Source organism: Exiguobacterium sp. N4-1P, from assembly GCF_002214325.1.
In genome coordinates this window covers 1,288,482-1,303,089 of sequence record NZ_CP022236.1, presented here as the reverse complement: position 1 = coordinate 1,303,089, position 14,608 = coordinate 1,288,482, and the positions used below count along the sequence as shown (strand labels likewise).

Annotated in this window: 24 protein-coding genes; 11 read left to right on the top strand and 13 right to left on the bottom strand. The window is 47.7% G+C overall.

Annotated elements, in window-relative coordinates; genetic code table 11:
- Positions 1 to 80: 80 nt before the first annotated feature.
- Positions 81 to 476 carry a MerR family transcriptional regulator gene (locus A0126_RS06755; RefSeq protein ID WP_088836972.1) on the top strand — a complete coding sequence of 132 codons (396 nt, stop codon included), beginning with the start codon at positions 81 to 83 and terminating at the stop codon, positions 474 to 476.
- Here the strand turns inward: A0126_RS06755 and A0126_RS06750 are convergent.
- Complete coding sequence (locus A0126_RS06750) at positions 473 to 1,549, bottom strand: threonine aldolase family protein (RefSeq protein WP_239456878.1); 1,077 nt, start codon at positions 1,547 to 1,549, stop codon at positions 473 to 475. The two genes, A0126_RS06755 and A0126_RS06750, sit on opposite strands and share 4 nt — an antisense overlap.
- A 127-nt stretch (positions 1,550 to 1,676) precedes the next feature.
- On the opposite strand from A0126_RS06750, the gene A0126_RS06745 reads away from it, so the two are divergent.
- Positions 1,677 to 2,348, top strand: coding sequence for a hypothetical protein (locus A0126_RS06745; protein WP_088836970.1), 672 nt, complete (start codon positions 1,677 to 1,679; stop codon positions 2,346 to 2,348).
- Positions 2,349 to 2,548: 200 nt separating this feature from the next.
- Positions 2,549 to 2,845, top strand: coding sequence for a hypothetical protein (locus tag A0126_RS06740; RefSeq protein WP_088836969.1), 297 nt, complete (start codon positions 2,549 to 2,551; stop codon positions 2,843 to 2,845).
- A gap of 63 nt (positions 2,846 to 2,908) precedes the next feature.
- Here A0126_RS06740 and A0126_RS19495 read toward each other — a convergent pair whose 3' ends face one another.
- The 7 genes from A0126_RS19495 to A0126_RS06710 all read right to left on the bottom strand — a co-directional run bounded on the left by A0126_RS19495 (position 2,909) and on the right by A0126_RS06710 (position 5,863).
- Positions 2,909 to 3,217, bottom strand: coding sequence for a GGDEF domain-containing protein (locus tag A0126_RS19495; protein WP_239456904.1), 309 nt, complete (start codon positions 3,215 to 3,217; stop codon positions 2,909 to 2,911).
- 17 nt (positions 3,218 to 3,234) lie between these two features.
- The gene (locus tag A0126_RS19490; protein ID WP_239456877.1) at positions 3,235 to 3,480 is read right to left on the bottom strand and encodes a hypothetical protein; all 246 of its coding nucleotides are present in this window, start codon (positions 3,478 to 3,480) and stop codon (positions 3,235 to 3,237) included.
- A 109-nt stretch (positions 3,481 to 3,589) separates the two neighbouring features.
- Positions 3,590 to 3,838, bottom strand: a complete 249-nt coding sequence (locus A0126_RS06730) for a phage holin (RefSeq protein WP_088836968.1) — start codon at positions 3,836 to 3,838, stop codon at positions 3,590 to 3,592.
- Entirely contained in the window at positions 3,835 to 4,497 is a 663-nt protein-coding gene (locus A0126_RS06725; protein ID WP_088836967.1) for a M15 family metallopeptidase, read from the bottom strand. Before A0126_RS06725 ends, A0126_RS06730 begins: the two co-directional genes overlap by 4 nt.
- 21 nt (positions 4,498 to 4,518) lie before the next feature.
- Positions 4,519 to 5,322: a helix-turn-helix domain-containing protein gene (locus A0126_RS06720; RefSeq protein WP_088836966.1), complete on the bottom strand. Its 804-nt coding sequence runs from the start codon at positions 5,320 to 5,322 to the stop codon at positions 4,519 to 4,521.
- A 145-nt stretch (positions 5,323 to 5,467) separates the two neighbouring features.
- Positions 5,468 to 5,668, bottom strand: coding sequence for a hypothetical protein (locus A0126_RS06715; protein WP_088836965.1), 201 nt, complete (start codon positions 5,666 to 5,668; stop codon positions 5,468 to 5,470).
- A 15-nt stretch (positions 5,669 to 5,683) separates the two neighbouring features.
- Positions 5,684 to 5,863, bottom strand: coding sequence for a hypothetical protein (locus A0126_RS06710; protein ID WP_088836964.1), 180 nt, complete (start codon positions 5,861 to 5,863; stop codon positions 5,684 to 5,686).
- 179 nt (positions 5,864 to 6,042) lie between these two features.
- On the opposite strand from A0126_RS06710, the gene A0126_RS06705 reads away from it, so the two are divergent.
- Positions 6,043 to 7,155 (top strand): GGDEF domain-containing protein, encoded by a 1,113-nt coding sequence (locus A0126_RS06705; RefSeq protein WP_088836963.1) that lies wholly within the window; start codon positions 6,043 to 6,045, stop codon positions 7,153 to 7,155.
- Between the two features lie 13 nt (positions 7,156 to 7,168).
- Positions 7,169 to 7,426 carry a hypothetical protein gene (locus tag A0126_RS06700; RefSeq protein ID WP_088836962.1) on the top strand — a complete coding sequence of 86 codons (258 nt, stop codon included), beginning with the start codon at positions 7,169 to 7,171 and terminating at the stop codon, positions 7,424 to 7,426.
- Between the two features lie 77 nt (positions 7,427 to 7,503).
- Here A0126_RS06700 and A0126_RS06695 read toward each other — a convergent pair whose 3' ends face one another.
- From A0126_RS06695 to A0126_RS06685, 3 genes are all read right to left on the bottom strand, one after another.
- The gene (locus A0126_RS06695) at positions 7,504 to 7,695 is read right to left on the bottom strand and encodes a hypothetical protein (RefSeq protein ID WP_088836961.1); all 192 of its coding nucleotides are present in this window, start codon (positions 7,693 to 7,695) and stop codon (positions 7,504 to 7,506) included.
- Between the two features lie 141 nt (positions 7,696 to 7,836).
- Entirely contained in the window at positions 7,837 to 8,631 is a 795-nt protein-coding gene (locus A0126_RS06690) for a cytochrome c oxidase assembly protein (protein WP_088838469.1), read from the bottom strand.
- A gap of 3 nt (positions 8,632 to 8,634) precedes the next feature.
- Positions 8,635 to 9,105 carry a DUF2243 domain-containing protein gene (locus tag A0126_RS06685; RefSeq protein WP_088836960.1) on the bottom strand — a complete coding sequence of 157 codons (471 nt, stop codon included), beginning with the start codon at positions 9,103 to 9,105 and terminating at the stop codon, positions 8,635 to 8,637.
- A 227-nt stretch (positions 9,106 to 9,332) separates the two neighbouring features.
- On the opposite strand from A0126_RS06685, the gene A0126_RS06680 reads away from it, so the two are divergent.
- The 5 genes from A0126_RS06680 (at position 9,333) to A0126_RS06660 (ending at position 11,568) form a co-directional block, all read left to right on the top strand.
- Entirely contained in the window at positions 9,333 to 9,875 is a 543-nt protein-coding gene (locus A0126_RS06680) for a hypothetical protein (RefSeq protein ID WP_088836959.1), read from the top strand.
- Positions 9,876 to 9,924: 49 nt separating this feature from the next.
- Positions 9,925 to 10,143 (top strand): PLD nuclease N-terminal domain-containing protein, encoded by a 219-nt coding sequence (locus A0126_RS06675; RefSeq protein WP_088836958.1) that lies wholly within the window; start codon positions 9,925 to 9,927, stop codon positions 10,141 to 10,143.
- Between the two features lie 153 nt (positions 10,144 to 10,296).
- Positions 10,297 to 10,740 (top strand): MarR family winged helix-turn-helix transcriptional regulator, encoded by a 444-nt coding sequence (locus tag A0126_RS06670; RefSeq protein ID WP_088836957.1) that lies wholly within the window; start codon positions 10,297 to 10,299, stop codon positions 10,738 to 10,740.
- A complete protein-coding gene (locus tag A0126_RS06665) occupies positions 10,737 to 11,162 on the top strand; it encodes a MarR family winged helix-turn-helix transcriptional regulator (RefSeq protein WP_088836956.1) in 426 nt (141 codons plus the stop codon). Before A0126_RS06670 ends, A0126_RS06665 begins: the two co-directional genes overlap by 4 nt.
- A gap of 22 nt (positions 11,163 to 11,184) precedes the next feature.
- Positions 11,185 to 11,568 carry a hypothetical protein gene (locus tag A0126_RS06660; protein WP_088836955.1) on the top strand — a complete coding sequence of 128 codons (384 nt, stop codon included), beginning with the start codon at positions 11,185 to 11,187 and terminating at the stop codon, positions 11,566 to 11,568.
- Positions 11,569 to 12,534: 966 nt separating this feature from the next.
- Here the strand turns inward: A0126_RS06660 and A0126_RS06655 are convergent.
- Together A0126_RS06655 and A0126_RS06650 are read right to left on the bottom strand one after the other, a co-directional pair.
- Positions 12,535 to 12,894, bottom strand: a complete 360-nt coding sequence (locus tag A0126_RS06655; RefSeq protein ID WP_088836954.1) for a DUF2178 domain-containing protein — start codon at positions 12,892 to 12,894, stop codon at positions 12,535 to 12,537.
- Between the two features lie 64 nt (positions 12,895 to 12,958).
- A complete protein-coding gene (locus tag A0126_RS06650; protein WP_088836953.1) occupies positions 12,959 to 13,636 on the bottom strand; it encodes a glyoxalase in 678 nt (225 codons plus the stop codon).
- A gap of 113 nt (positions 13,637 to 13,749) precedes the next feature.
- On the opposite strand from A0126_RS06650, the gene A0126_RS06645 reads away from it, so the two are divergent.
- A complete protein-coding gene (locus tag A0126_RS06645; protein WP_088836952.1) occupies positions 13,750 to 14,607 on the top strand; it encodes an alpha/beta fold hydrolase in 858 nt (285 codons plus the stop codon).
- Position 14,608: the final 1 nt, after the last annotated feature.

Here is a 14,608-nt window from a genome sequence, read left to right as displayed (position 1 = left end):
GTTTTTCCCCATTTCGTTTTGGTATAGTGAGAGTCTACTCCTTCGAGTGAACTCTAAGTCAAGCAGAAAAGGTGATGTTGATGTATTCCATCTCAGAAGTCAGTCGATTGACTGATACGAGTGCCCACACGATTCGTTATTACGAAAAGGAAGGACTGCTGTTCCCGGACCGGACCGCAAGCGGCGTCCGGCAGTACGATGAAAAGCACATCGACTGGCTCCGGTTCGTCCTCCGCCTGCGGGCGACACACATGCCGATTGACCAAATCCGGCAGTATGTCGTGTTGTTCCGCGCTTCTTCAGACGATCACGATACGACGCTTGATCGGCTCGCCCTGCTCGAACAGCACCAAACCCTTGTCCGGGCGCAGCTTGCCGAATTACAACTGACGGAACAAATGATCACTGAAAAAATCAGCAGCTACCATCGCCTACATCCGTCCATTCCCGGGAAACAGCCTACTCAATCCCGTTAAGCTGAAAATTCTGCCGTCAAGCGGGTGATCAACTGTTCGAACGCCTCGTTTGAGACGGCGTCGAAGGCGTCACCGAAACTGATTTCCGTCGAACAGTATCCGTCGTGTTCGACGAGGTATCCGACGAGGCCAAGTCCAAGTTCATCCTGGATGTGCGCCAATCGTGCAGCGACGTCTGCCACTTCACCATTAAAGTGGAGGTGGAACATGTTTAAGACCGGAACGCGCGGTGTCGTGAAAATGTTGTCGATCGTGTTCAACCGCTCGGCGGCGTACTTTGCCTGCTCATAATAGTGCCCCATCCGGTCCTTGCGTTGCTCATAATAATAGTCGGACGAAATGACATAGGGATAGAGACTGATCAAGTCGCCGCCATAGCGCCGTTTCCAAATCCGTGCTTCTGTCGTAAACGCCTTCGGGCCGGCAAGGATCGCACCGGCAATCCCGCCGAGTCCTTTATAAAATGATAAGTAGACGCTGTCGAACAAGCTCGCGACGTCGCTTGCTAATTTGTCATAATACGGCAACAGTTCCAGCAGACGGGCACCATCAAGATGAAGACGGATTCCCTGCTCCCGGCAGTAGGCGACAATCGCTTCTAACTCGCTGAATGATGGCGCGACACCACCGAGTTCGCGGTTCGGCAGTTCGAGTAGTAGGCAGGCGATTTCCGGTAAGGCTTTGATGTCGTCTAGCGTCATCATCTTGTCCCGTTCACCGACGAGGATCGGCTCGATCGGATGAAGCTGCCGTAAGCCATCCTGTTCATGCAGCTCTAAGTGACAAAGCGGGTGGTAGGCGACGTGCCGGTTGTCCCGGTCATCGGACCAAATCCGTAACGCGATTTGCTGCGCCATCGTCCCGCTCGGGAAAAAGACGGCCGATTCATGCCCGAGCAACGCCGCGATTTTTTGTTCGAAGTCGTTGATGACCGCCCCGTTCCCGTAAATGTCACTTCCCGTATCGTCAGCGACGTTCAGCAAGGCTTCTTTTAGGACACCGACGTTCCGCTTGCCGTGTCCACTGACCTGCTGCCGCGCTGCTTGAAAACTTCTTCGTAATTCTTCCATCACAAAAAGCCCCCTATTATTTTTGTAAATAATGACTATATTTTGAAAAAACAAATAACAGACTGTACTTCTTTTGCTATACTCTTCCTAAAGATTCATCCCATTCAGGTTGAGAGAAAGGAGTAAACCGGTGCCACAGTCATTTCGTTTAAAAGTTTTTTTGTACATCAGTCTGACGTGTTTCCTTGTTTTATTTGCCCAATCCGTCCTCCCGTCCGTATATTTTTCGGCCTTATCACTTTTACATAAAACAGCTGATTCTTCGTGCGTAGCGCGTTGCGGCAATCAAGGCGATTCGTCCATCATTTCCAGTATCGAATCGTTCAACGTCGACCGTGGTGCCGTCGTCGACATCGAATCGATCACGCCGGAAAAACCGCTCTTTCGGACGAGTTTCGACTCTTCCATTTCGGCTCCACCTTATATTCTCATCTTAATCGTTCTAAGCTTCGCGACGCTCGCCTTTTTTTATTATTATATCAAGATTTACCGACCAAACCGGTTCCAACTCGCGGGGTTCGATTATGAGCATCACGTCACCGTCATCATCCAGCCGGATCATGATGTATCTTCCGAGCTGATTCGCGAACATATTCAATTTTTTAATTTTCGGCTACCGAAACATTTACAACGTTATGGTCATGAAACAATCACGGAATGGTTCAAACGAATCGGTTTCCCTTCCCCCGTCGATCCAGGTTATTTCGAGGTCCGTTACGGCAACAAATGCCAACTCAAAGTTCATCAATTTACGTTTTTCAAGCAAGCGACCGATGATTTTTTACGTAAACAACACCTCTAAACATTAACATTAACGAAGCAGGGCGTGAGCACGACTTCCGCCGCTTCGTTTTTTATTTTTCGACTGATCATCAAATTTCATTTTCTGTCGCTTTTCTGATATTTTCCGATAAAACTGGGTAATAACTACTATATAAGGCAAGCCGATTTTTTTATCCAGGTTTGGACAGGTTTTTTCGCAAGAGAGCGAGGTGAAACGGGATGATTTCAGCACAGGAAGCATACTTTATTAAAAATGGGTTGAATGAGCAATTTGAGGACCCCCGAATCGACTGCGATTTTTCTATTTTCTCGCTCGAACCATTTCAACTCCTGTTACACGTACATGATGCAGACATGGATGAACTGAGTACCGAGATCCGTTATGGGCTAAGTCGTAAAATCCGTTCACAGCTCCATCAACTCGATGCTAAACTGGGTGGAACACCGATCAACGTCGTGTTTGTGGTTTCTGCACCGTTAATCTCTGACAATTCGTACTGTGTGATTTTACATTGAATTCATTCAAAAAAGGCAACAGCTTCTGCGGAAGCTGTTGCCTTTTACGATTACGATCCATATTCAACTCGCATCGTGACGGACGAGCTGATTTTTCCCCGCTGCTTTTGCCGCATACAGTGCCATGTCGGCGCGATCAATTAAATGAATCTCCGTTAGCGCATCATCCGGCTGAACGGTTGCCATCCCTAAACTGACACTGACTTGGTACAGGGGCGCATACCGTTCATGGGGTAACTTCAAGTCGAGAATCCCTGTCCGAATCCGCTCGGCGACAAGCTCTCCTTGTGCCGATTGATCCGAGAGAACGACTGCAAATTCCTCACCGCCGTACCGGGCGACGTGTCCGAATAGTCCAGCCTGTTTCTTCAGGACACTCGCGACCTGTTTCAGACAATCTGGAATTGTTCGAAGTCTTGCTGACGTCGTTCCAGGTAAAAGCTCCGCACCGTTAATTCTTGATCGAGTAGTAAAGGAAACAATTGGGATGCTGTATTCGAAATCGGAATCGCTTCTGCAAGAATCCGGTCGTTCTCCCGCTCGATATTAGAAAATGCAGTGTAACTCCAAATACTTGTAAACATCAATGAAAACAAAGCCGTCATTAAGAACCATTGCAATGCGGAAAATTTCACGTCCAGTCAGACCTCTCTCTTTATACGCTCTCGCAAGAATCGAGAACGATTCAATTCATCACCTCTTTATCGGCATCTCGACTTCAAAGTATTAGTCTTCATCGCACATTCAGTCCGTCGAAACACTGCGCTTGAGTTCGTCAAGCAACGTTTGCGCCTCTTTTGCGGCCCGGGTGACGTTATTGTTTTTCCACCAAGCGACGAGTGTACCCAAAATGCCGACGAGCGTCGTCACTGCGAGATCGACGGTTGTCTCTGCAAATGGTAACGGATCATACCCGCTCGCAAGAAGCGTCAAATTGACAATCGAATAGAGGGGGACGATCAGTCGCAAGGCTGCTGCATATCGCTCCGTCATCCGCGTCCCTCCTGAAACAAATGACGCCATGTCACAGGGCCAACGATTCCGTCGACTGTGATTTTCACCTGTCGCTGAAAGTCTTTGACGGCACGCGTCAGACCGTCATCAAACCGGCCGCTCGCCGGAAGACGTAACTTCATTTGAATCAAGCGAATCGTCTCCTTGTCCTGACTCCCTTTCGCTAGAGCACGTCCTAGATAAAGCGGGGCAAGGTGCGGCTTCTTCTTCCCGTTGACGGCGTCGAACAGTTGAAAGTGCGGATAATCCCGAAATGGTGTCCAGTCCCCGCCCCATTCCATCTGTCGCTGCTTCATCGCCGCGACAATCCGTGACAACCGTTTGTCCGGTGGTGCTAAAAATTCAGCGCGTGTTCCGTCAGATGAATAACAAAAGAGATCGACGGCGACACCGAAGTTATGATTCGACTGTCCCCCGCGCGCGTAGGTGACGATTTTTCCGGGGCGTGTCCGTCCTACAGCATACAAGGCATCCTGTTCCTGTTTCGTCCGGTAGCTTTGCGCGACGCCGACGTAAATCTGTTGCGGTGCGAGTTCTTTGATGACGCTCCGCGTGATCGTGACGACATCCGCGTCCATTCCCTTGACGGATAATTTCCGATCGGCGCGTTCGAGTAACCATGCTGTGCTGATAGTCATCTGTGTATCCTCCTTTATTTTTTAAATCAATTGGGCGAGCAAGTCCGTCAGTTCGGCTTCTTCCGGGACTGACGCCGTCCAAGCCGCTCGTCGCTTTTCTTCGAACAGCCGCTGCTCCGTCCGCTCCATTTCGACCCAAGCCGGTAATACGGCTGACGAACGGTGCTTCGTCGGCTTCGTCCTTGCCGGTCGTTCCGCCCGTCTCGATTCATGACGGTTGATTTGTTCACCTGACGTGATCTGACGCGCGTGTAACTGATCGATGACGGCTTTGACGTATTGCCACTTGCGGACATTCGCCGCTGCCGCTTGCTCAATTGCATGGACGACGACGTCATGACTCGTCTTTATCACGGCTTGCGCCAGTTGCTGCTTGATCCAAGGGGAGGTGCAGCCAATTTCTGCTTCGAACAACGTGAAGACCGATGACGCCGTTGAGGATGGTTCTTTTTTTAAAGACTGTTTCTTCAAGACAGGTTCTTCGTCGTCATCTCGCGCCGCCCCGGTAGTCGGCTCCTGCTCCCCCGGTAGTCGTACCGCGTCCGGAACCGATCGGACGTGATATTCATTTGATGTTTGTCCCCCGTGTTGATTGAAGCGTTCCTCCTTTTCAATCAACCCTTTTTCAAGTAACGATGCAAGACACGCTTTGACGGTCGTCTTGCCGCACGGGACGGCGTCCGCAATCGTCTGGTGCGACGGAAAGGCACTCCCGGATGCTCCGGCATAACTCGCTAAAATCAAATAAATCATTTTTTCATGAACCGATGAAAACTGTTGTCCGTCGCGCAGGACACGGTGCTCGACTTGTAAATAAGGGTGCATCGCTCGTTCCTCCTTTGATATGCAAAGGAGGTTCGCCTCCTTTCTCTTAAGGATTAACAGGACCGTTTCGACAATTGTTCGAAAAAAAATAAAAAAAACGTGCGTCAGCTGATTAAAAAATCAGTGACACACGTTTCGTTAGTCTTCACTCGAACCAGAGACTAAACAATAAGGGCAGCAGTCCCGCGAGTAACACGGCCCCGATCGACGATGAGACGGTCGCGAACACGAACAGTCCTTTTGAGATTTGTTGCCGGCGGTAAGCGATTGATCCCGCCCGGATGATCGTAAAGAGCATCCCACCCGCAATTAAAAATGAACCGATAAGAATGATGAGTTGTTCCAAGATACTACCTCCATGTTACTTAAATATCGTTAAGATAAACGGTAAAGCGAGCAGCACAATCGCTGTCGTGAAAACGATTTTGTAAGTCGCTTCCTGATCCGTGTTCCGCTTCTTTTTTTGTATGTAGACGACACCATAAATAATTGTGACGAGCATAATCAATATGGCGAGTAGTGAACCAAGTGTTGTACTCATCTGTCTCCCCCCTTTTTCAACTAGTATTACGAAAAGGAGGAAGAAAAGGTTTCAGGTTGAATTATATTGAATAAAATTATCTGGTGTATGAAAAATGTACATATCCAATGGTTATCTTTTATTGACAACTTTTGTCAAAGTGGTAATGTGAAAGTATCATGTGCAAGGATGTGAAAACCATGTTCATCGTCGAACTGCTCGTGAATGCCTGCATTGCCTTCACAGGGTTTTATATCATCTCGAAAATTATCCATTCCACCCATTTTGAATCTTATGTCGTCAAGTCAATCATCGTCGGCCTTTTGACTGGGGCACTGGGTGTTTTATTGATGTTCAAGGGAATCGCCGTCAATGAGACGCTTCGGATGGATTTGCGTCACCTCCCACTCGTCTTGCTCGCGTTTTACGGGGGGCGCTTCCCGCTCGTTATCGCAACACTGATCATTGCCTGTTCCCGCTTCTTGTTCGGGGTGACGGAACAAGCTATCGTCGGCTTCACCGCCGTCCTTTGCATCAGTTTCGGGATGCTTGCGCTTCACCGGAAACTGCTCAATCGGCCGTTTTTTCAAAATGTCTCGATGAACGTCTGGGCATTATCAATGATCACCATCGCCGTCTTGATTAATTTAGGTTGGGGTCAACCTGCCCTCACCCTCCTGCTATCGACATGGACAATCGGTTTGGTAGTCGGTATTCTGTCCAGTCTGCTGACGCTCGATTTTCAACTGTTGAACCGGCAAGTCGACATTTATAAAAAGTCAGCCGAAGTCGATCATTTGACCGGTCTCTACAATCGCCGGGTTTGGGATACTCGGACGGCAGGACTTGAACAGGAAGGTCGGATTTACAATATTCTCGCGCTCGATATCGACCACTTTAAGCACGTCAATGATACATACGGGCATGGCAATGGTGACCTCGTCCTACAACAGTTCGCGAACATTCTGAAAGAAGAAACGCGTCCGCATGATTTTACGGCGCGGATTGGCGGCGAGGAGTTCATGGTCTTAATCTATGATTTAGCACCGGAAAAAGCGACCAAAGTCGCAAACCGGATTCGTCAACGAATTGCTGCTGAGCACTTCCAAATCGATGGATTCCCGGCAATCGATGTGACGACATCGATCGGTGTCGCCCACGGGAAGAACATTCATATTCAGCGGATGAGTGTCATCGCCGACGAAGCGTTGTATACCGCTAAGCAGCAAGGGCGTAACCGGACGATTTTGTTGGATAGCGAAAGTGAACAACATGTCGCAGCAACTGCGAGCCGGGAGACGGTTCGCTCTTGATCGGAGGTAAAGTATGCAAGAGAAAAAACTTGATTTCATTACGACGGCAGAAGCGATTCTATTCGTCAGTTCACTGTTCATGTGGATTTACGTCGCCCATACGTTTGTTTTTATCGATTCCTTTGCCTCGTTGTTTTTCATGCAATCGTGGTGGCTTCTGTTACCAGTCATGACATTCCTGATGTTTTTGACATCGTTCATCAGTCGCCGGACAGCGTGGCGCTGGAGTAATCCGGAAACGGAAGAGTTGAACGAAAAAAGAAAAGCCTGACTGAGACAGAACAGGAGCACGAGCATGTCCGATTACTTTGGACGACGCTTGTGCTCCTTTTCGCATGCCCCGACGGACTAGTCGCGGGATTTATGTACTTTTCGATTAAAGAAATATTCAATCGTAATCAAGAGGAACGCAACACCGGTTAAGAGGACGAACGCCAGCAAGGAATGGAGCAGCTTTTTATCGACAGTAACGTACATTGACAAATAATAATTGATCGTGACGATCAATCCGAAGTAAATCAGGTAACGCATGTATTTCATAGTGGTTCCTCCATCTAGATTACGACATAAACCGAAGAAAGAATTCGCTTATTGCAAATTTCTTCTCCAGTTTTCGTTACGGCTGGTGTTGCCGTTGATTCTTATTATGATGTGGATGTTCGAACGAATATAGCATCTTCTTCATTCCTGCCTCATTTCCAATGTTTCTGACGCTTGTAAACGCGGCGCCGTCGCCTCGTACCAGTGATAACAAAGAATGATGATGAGCGCGAGATCAACGACATCTCCCCCGTAATACATCAGCATGGCGCCTTGTTCCGCTTCCGCCTTCCCCACTCCACCAGGTGGATGAGCGTAGAGATATTTCGAAAGAATCTTATGCCCCGCCAACGCCAGTATTAAAATACCCGCCCGGTAGACGTGACTGTAACGGTGCGGCGTCAAATCGATATAAATCAGGGCACTTGTAAACAAGTAACCGGCCAGGAAGACGTGGAGATGGATCAGGGCATAGAGTGCAGTCGACTGATGCATCATCGGATAGAGTCCTGTCGTATAAAGCAGGTACAAGCCGCCGATGTTTAAAACCGTTGCCGTCATCGGGTGCGTCAAGAGACGAAGCGGCTGACTGTTCAAGACGCCCGTCACCCGTCTTGCCGCCTGCACGGGTAGCGTCCGTAACAATAACGTCACCGGCTTCGCAAACACGAGCAGGAGTGGTGCGAGCATCCCGAGTAAGAGATGCCCCGTCATATGTCCCGCGAAGTTCATGTGTGCCCAGTCTGCAACCGGACCGACGAGCGCAGCACCGGCACTCAGTATCCCGCTTCCCCAAAACACGTACCGATGGATTGGCCAGCGCCGGTAGTGATTGTTCGTTTTCCAGGCGGAAACCGGATAAACGAGAAGTAAGACGAGCACGAGGAGCGTCACACTCGTTTCAAAACCGTTTCCCATGCCTTCATGCGTATGCATCACTTATTTCACCTCCTCTGTCGTCCGCAGTTGTTTCCCGGTCTGCAGGAATAACACAATCCCTCCCGCTAAAATAAGCGCAGCGATTGCATTCCAAGCGATATCATACGGAAGAAGTTCCACACCGTAACGAATTTGATGAATTGCGAAGACTTTATGATTGATCAGACCATCGTACAATTGGAAAAAACCTCCGCCGATCATCACACCACTGATCCACCGCTTCATCCAAAAGGCGGATCGTCTCCGTAAGTCCGCAACTAAAAACAGGGCTGCCACTGTCGCGAACCAACTGAATGCGTGAAACAGACCATCGGAAAACAGTCCGACCGCGGTCGTTGATTTGTCATAAAAATGATGCCAGCCTAACAATTGGTGAAAAATGACTTCGTCTAAAAATGCGACGAGACCCAGACCGAATAAAAAACCGGACCCGAGGTTGCGCAACGCATAACGCTGTTGATTTTTCTGCATGAACGGACACTTCCTTTTTTTAGATATACACTTCAACACGAATTTTCCCTCTTACAGGTGTGATAAACGTATATCTTCCAGGAAAATGACCGCCTGGAATGAAAAGATGCTTTCCCCCTGTCCATTTTTTTGATTTTGGTTAAATAATATTAATACCGTTCCTTTTATAATTTTTCCAAAAAGTGTATATTCAAAGTACTAGTCAAAAAGGAGGTTCCACGCATATTATGAAATTCATCAGGACACCCCGGAGGCCTGCACTAAAATGGATTCCCGAAAATGAATGGCCGGATGTATGCAGGAGCCGCTCCCTTACGATTCAGGATCATCCACAGGAATCTTTAATAGGACTGGCTTACAACAACGAAAATCAAGTCGTCCAAGTTACGCGCAATGTACACAAGTTAGATTTTATCTATTACGTCACGCTATTAGAGAATCCGCAAACGACCAAGTCGCTAATCTCATCCCGGTCACACATGACGATTGAATATACTAAAACGTATCATTGTAATCATAAAGAGGTTGCAACCTTTACGTTACTTGACGTCCACGTCCGCAAAGAAGGACTCGGCGAACGTAACCTTCTGTTAGAAGCTTTGATTAATGATGTACAAAAACGTCATCTTTATTATCGAATCAGCGGTGACTTTGAAATCGTCACGCATCATGGCCAAGTATCGACAGATTGTTTTACCCGGTACGGTTTTCAATTACATCAAAATGCATTGATCCTTCAAAATTTCAATGCCGAACTTTTTGTGACGTAACGATCTGATGATCAACGTCAATTATTTTTGGAGAGTGCGGTGACACACTATGAATCATATTCAATCATTTTTACAAAAAACGATTTATTTGACGGGGTTTTGTTTACTCGCCGTCGCTTGTATCGATTTGTTTAAGCGTCAGCAGACACGTGGACCGAAGTGGGTTTGGGGTCTCACCATTTTCAGTGTCAATTACATCGGCCCTCTCCTTTATTTAGCTTGGGGCCGTCACCCGGCAGACAATGTAAACAAGCAAAGCGCCGATTAAAAACACATCGCTATACAACGCCTGTCCTGCTACTGGAACAAGTATTGTACAGCGATGTGTTTTTTCCAAAAATAAGAGCTAGTCCCGCCCCCTTTTTTGTGTTATTTTGTATCTAATCAAATCGTACTATCACTTTAAAACAAGAGGTTACATATGCAACCCAATACAGAGACATTATCGATCGCATGCTGGAACACGATTACGACGTACCACAATCATCAAACGAAACAAGTCAATGCCTTCTTAAAGACGTGGGACCTCTCGCACACGATGTTCGAGGTCTTGCGCTGCTTAAAGTCGACGACGTGTACAAGTCAAAAAGAAATCGCCCGCCTGATTCATGTCACGGACGGGACGATCTCTCAAGGGATTAAAAAGCTGTTCGCCAAGCGACTGATCGAAAAACAACGTCACCGCAAGGTCAACTATTTCCATCTGACACCGGCTGGAGAACGGTTTTTAAACGAAGTCTTACCGAAGTACGAACGTTTTCAAGCGAATCAATTTCATGCCTTGACCACATCGCAACAACACGCGTTACATCAACTTGTAATGCAGCTCCATAGTACACAACAACAGGAAGGGGAAGTTCGATGAATCCACATGCTGCCTTTTCATCGATTGGACACTGGCAATCGATCCAACGCATCCACAATCGTTACGTCAAAGAAGTCAATGATACGTTAAAACAATGGGAACTCTCGCGTTCTCAATTCGATATGCTCTATACGTTGTACCAACTAGAGAGCGCGACACAAAAGTCGCTTGAGACGACACTCGAGCTCTCGAGCGGATCGATTTCACAGACGCTTAAAAAACTGATGCAAAACCGACTCTTAACCCGTAAACGGATTGACCGTGAAAAACGGATCGTTCTGACGGCGGACGGGGAAACACTCGTCCAGGCATCCGCGCCGGTCATCGAAGTCATCGACGAGCGTTACTTCCAGTCCTTTACGAAAAACGATCATCAAACGTTTGATCAATTGTTGAACAAAATGCAAAACAGTCAATTTTGATAGCAAAAGGAGGCCGGCCGGCATGATTCTCAGACACTACACCCATCGTCAGTTTTTACCGGCAATCGTTGCCCGGGGCGGCATCTCTACAAACCTTCACACGGAAAGTCCGCATAGCGGTTATTTACTGTTTGAGCTGAACCCTACAACAAATCAACTCGCACAGACCGTCCATCAGTTCTATTCGAACTCAGAACCCCCTTGGGACGAGACGGATACGGTCGTCCTCGACTTTGACTTCGTCAAACTGCAGGCTGCCGGCATCGAGGTGCACAAGACACCGCATCACTTCGCTGACGACCTGGCGCCGAATCAACCTGCGGATTCTTTCCGCTTCGTTCAAAGCTTCTTATCGCTCGGTTATTTAACGGAAGCGTCACGAGAGCAGCTGTCGGAATACTATTAGAATGCGATATGACTAGCTGACTTAGAATGGAAAGAAGGAATTGCCATCGTCATAGATGCGCAATTCCTTCTTTTTTCGTTCTATATTATCAGATTGGCCCTCAGGCAATAGTCTGAATGGGCCACTTTCTCAGGTTTGCCACTACAAGAGTGAAGCCTAGTTTACGTTTCATCTTCGGTTTTCCTCATAGAAAAATACCCTCGAAACCGTGCTCTGTTCCAGCCTCAATTCAAATTATTTTAAGACTTATTTTTTAGCAGTCGACAATACACCATCTGCAGTAAATTTTACAAATGCACCTACACAAATGGCTAGCATTACTGCACCTGCTTTTGTCTCATTTGTACTCGTAAAGAATAATACAGCCGATATGATGATCGCTACGATGGCAGCCATATAGTATTTATCAAAATCAGGCGAGAATACTCCCACCTCTAAGCGTCTCAGGGCGAAGCCCAGCGCAGGTGGGAGATGAATCGCCTTCGGGCAAGACGTGTCTTGAGACACGTCAATTGCACGACATTCTTGGTTTAAAAACACTCAAAATCAGGAATAAAATCAATGTCATGTTCTTTGAAAACTGAAGATATAGGGTTGTGACAGGGAGTTCGTCTGTCACGTAAAATCTTCAACGTTCACCTTGCGGATGACCGAAGTAGCGAAAACCAAGCAAAGTAGGCATCCGCGTAAAAGAAACTGACAAGATTAACTCTCAACCGTCGGGACGACGGGGTTAGCCTGATAAAGTTTCGACCGATAGGTCGGATAACTCAGGAATCTTCCACCTCTTAACGTAGCGTAGGTGGAGGTAGTTCAATCAAAACCATCTTCTCCTTTCAATGTACCTTCACTAAATACATTACAAATACGTTGTCAATCAGTAAACGTCCGTCCGTCGCTAACGGGCGCCAAGCGTTCGGGCATTAGGAGCTTGTTAGCGTCGTTTTTAACAATTTTTAATCTTTACTACATAACGCGTTTATACAAGAACAGCATTGCCGTGTACGTAAGCATTTGCAAGCTAAACATGATCAATAACGCCGTCATGACATGTTGAATGAGATTAAAGTGAACGAGCGCTAAGAGAGAGAACGCATACACAATACTTAAAGCATAAGTTGTACTTCCACTCTTCGACTGGACGGACCGTTGCCGCTCATCAACCGAATCGTTCTTCGGAAAAACTAAATCAACCGTTAACTGGGTAATGCCCGCTAAAATTAAAGCGATGCTAAGCGTGTCCGGTCCTTCAAATACAGCTAAGTATCCTCCATACAACAGGAAAGCAGCAGCTAGAAAACGTTTGAACAAATTGACTCTTTTCATGATTCACCTTCCTCTTTTAGACGTCATTAACACATTTTTAATCGCGTAGACACAGTTCTACCTCTTATTTACGATGCAGCACACCCTCCCGATCAAGTCGGACATGCATCTGATTATCGATCTCTAACTCGAGCGGACTCGTCAGCGCTATTTTCGGTGAAAACAACCACGGCCGTCCGGCGCGCCCGAGCAACAGATGGGTCCCGTCTTCCGGTTCTCCGAGGAAGTTCAGGAAATCCGGTTTGATTGGCTGACGATCCCGCCGAACGATACCGAGTTCAGCAAATCTTGCCCCGACACCGGCGACGTCCTGCGTCGTCACGTTCATTTCACCAATATCGAGAATATCGTCCACCGTAAACGTTTTTAGCGACTTGTTCGGATTGACATCACGCCGGGCAATCAACTCAACGACGTTCTCATCCGAATCGTAAAAGTAGACAGAATGGGCATCGATGTTTTCAAAATAAATTTCGTCTTCCCCGTTCTCGACCAATAACGGGACACGTTGCCTCAACCAATTTTTCGCCAGCTGAAACGCATCCCCCGGAATATTGAACGCAAAGTGATATTGTTTCTCTTGCTGCATTGTGTCCAGTTCAAATCGAAGCTGACTCGTCCCGATTTGAACCGTAAAGGATGTTTCCGTCTCCTCGACGAGCGGAAAACTGAGTGTCCCAGTGTAAAAGTCCTGCATCGGTTTTACCTGATCCGTCCAAAGCGTCGACACTGTAATTTTCATTCCACGTTCCCTCCATAGTGTTTTCATTCAATTTCTTAGCTTCAGTATACAATAAATGATGTATAATAATGGTTAAAAAGTAAGAACTCACCTATCGAAACGGAGGAAGTCAAATGAAACGGTATAACATTGAATGCGCAGGTACCTCTACACAGGTCACCGAATGGGGCGAACCGGACCGTCCGGTGATTTTTTGCCTGCACGGCCTCGGCGGAACAAGCCTCAGCTTTATTGAACTGGCTGATGCCTTGAAACATGACTACCGGATTGTTTCGATTGACGCCCCGGGTCACGGAAAAACGGCACCGTTCACGGACGAACGTGATTATCAGTTTGCCCGCTTTTCCGATTGGCTGAACCAACTGTTTGAACTTCTACATATCCAAGACTTCTATTTTCTCTCGCACTCCTGGGGTAGTTTCATCGCGCTCTTTTATCAGAAGGAACAGCCGGAGCGGGTCCGCGGCTCGATTTTGATTGACGGCGGGTATCAGAGTAAACGGTTGCGGGCCACACCGCTCGAACAGGAAGCGGCCTTTTACGAGACCGACTTCGAAGAATCGGTTGCGACACTCGAAGCGTTTTTAGACGTCGCTGTCTATGGACCGAAGATGCGCCGGTCGCCGTTACTTGACTTGGCCGGACAAGATTTCGTCCGGATGCAGGACGGACGGTATTACTGGCATGCCCGTGCGAAAACGGCGCGTGCGATCCTGGCGGCAATGTATCAGGACGAAATTCTCGACTTCCTTGACGACGTCCCGGGAGACAACGTACTGTTGCTGCGGGCGACGTTACCCGTCTCGGATGAACCGTTCCGCCAAGAAGCGATTGCCATCTGGCAGGAGAAAACCGGTGGGACGGTAATATCTGCTCCGTCGACTTCCCACATCTTGCACTGGGATGATCCGGAGGTTGTCCTTGAAGCGATTCGGAAAAACTGGACGATTTCAAAATCGCTTCATTCATAAA

Coding starts and splice junctions, on each gene's coding strand:
- A0126_RS06660 (WP_088836955.1), top strand. CDS start 11,185: ATGATTCTCAGACACTACACCCATCGTCAGTTTTTACCGGCAATCGTT.
- A0126_RS06725 (WP_088836967.1), bottom strand. CDS start 4,497: ATGACTATCAGCACAGCATGGTTACTCGAACGCGCCGATCGGAAATTA.
- A0126_RS06700 (WP_088836962.1), top strand. CDS start 7,169: ATGCAAGAGAAAAAACTTGATTTCATTACGACGGCAGAAGCGATTCTA.
- A0126_RS06670 (WP_088836957.1), top strand. CDS start 10,297: ATGCAACCCAATACAGAGACATTATCGATCGCATGCTGGAACACGATT.
- A0126_RS06755 (WP_088836972.1), top strand. CDS start 81: ATGTATTCCATCTCAGAAGTCAGTCGATTGACTGATACGAGTGCCCAC.
- A0126_RS06665 (WP_088836956.1), top strand. CDS start 10,737: ATGAATCCACATGCTGCCTTTTCATCGATTGGACACTGGCAATCGATC.
- A0126_RS06685 (WP_088836960.1), bottom strand. CDS start 9,105: ATGCAGAAAAATCAACAGCGTTATGCGTTGCGCAACCTCGGGTCCGGT.
- A0126_RS06705 (WP_088836963.1), top strand. CDS start 6,043: ATGTTCATCGTCGAACTGCTCGTGAATGCCTGCATTGCCTTCACAGGG.
- A0126_RS06730 (WP_088836968.1), bottom strand. CDS start 3,838: ATGACGGAGCGATATGCAGCAGCCTTGCGACTGATCGTCCCCCTCTAT.
- A0126_RS06695 (WP_088836961.1), bottom strand. CDS start 7,695: ATGAAATACATGCGTTACCTGATTTACTTCGGATTGATCGTCACGATC.
- A0126_RS06655 (WP_088836954.1), bottom strand. CDS start 12,894: ATGAAAAGAGTCAATTTGTTCAAACGTTTTCTAGCTGCTGCTTTCCTG.
- A0126_RS06650 (WP_088836953.1), bottom strand. CDS start 13,636: ATGAAAATTACAGTGTCGACGCTTTGGACGGATCAGGTAAAACCGATG.
- A0126_RS06675 (WP_088836958.1), top strand. CDS start 9,925: ATGAATCATATTCAATCATTTTTACAAAAAACGATTTATTTGACGGGG.
- A0126_RS06645 (WP_088836952.1), top strand. CDS start 13,750: ATGAAACGGTATAACATTGAATGCGCAGGTACCTCTACACAGGTCACC.
- A0126_RS06710 (WP_088836964.1), bottom strand. CDS start 5,863: ATGAGTACAACACTTGGTTCACTACTCGCCATATTGATTATGCTCGTC.
- A0126_RS06740 (WP_088836969.1), top strand. CDS start 2,549: ATGATTTCAGCACAGGAAGCATACTTTATTAAAAATGGGTTGAATGAG.
- A0126_RS06690 (WP_088838469.1), bottom strand. CDS start 8,631: ATGCATACGCATGAAGGCATGGGAAACGGTTTTGAAACGAGTGTGACG.
- A0126_RS06720 (WP_088836966.1), bottom strand. CDS start 5,322: ATGCACCCTTATTTACAAGTCGAGCACCGTGTCCTGCGCGACGGACAA.
- A0126_RS06680 (WP_088836959.1), top strand. CDS start 9,333: ATGAAATTCATCAGGACACCCCGGAGGCCTGCACTAAAATGGATTCCC.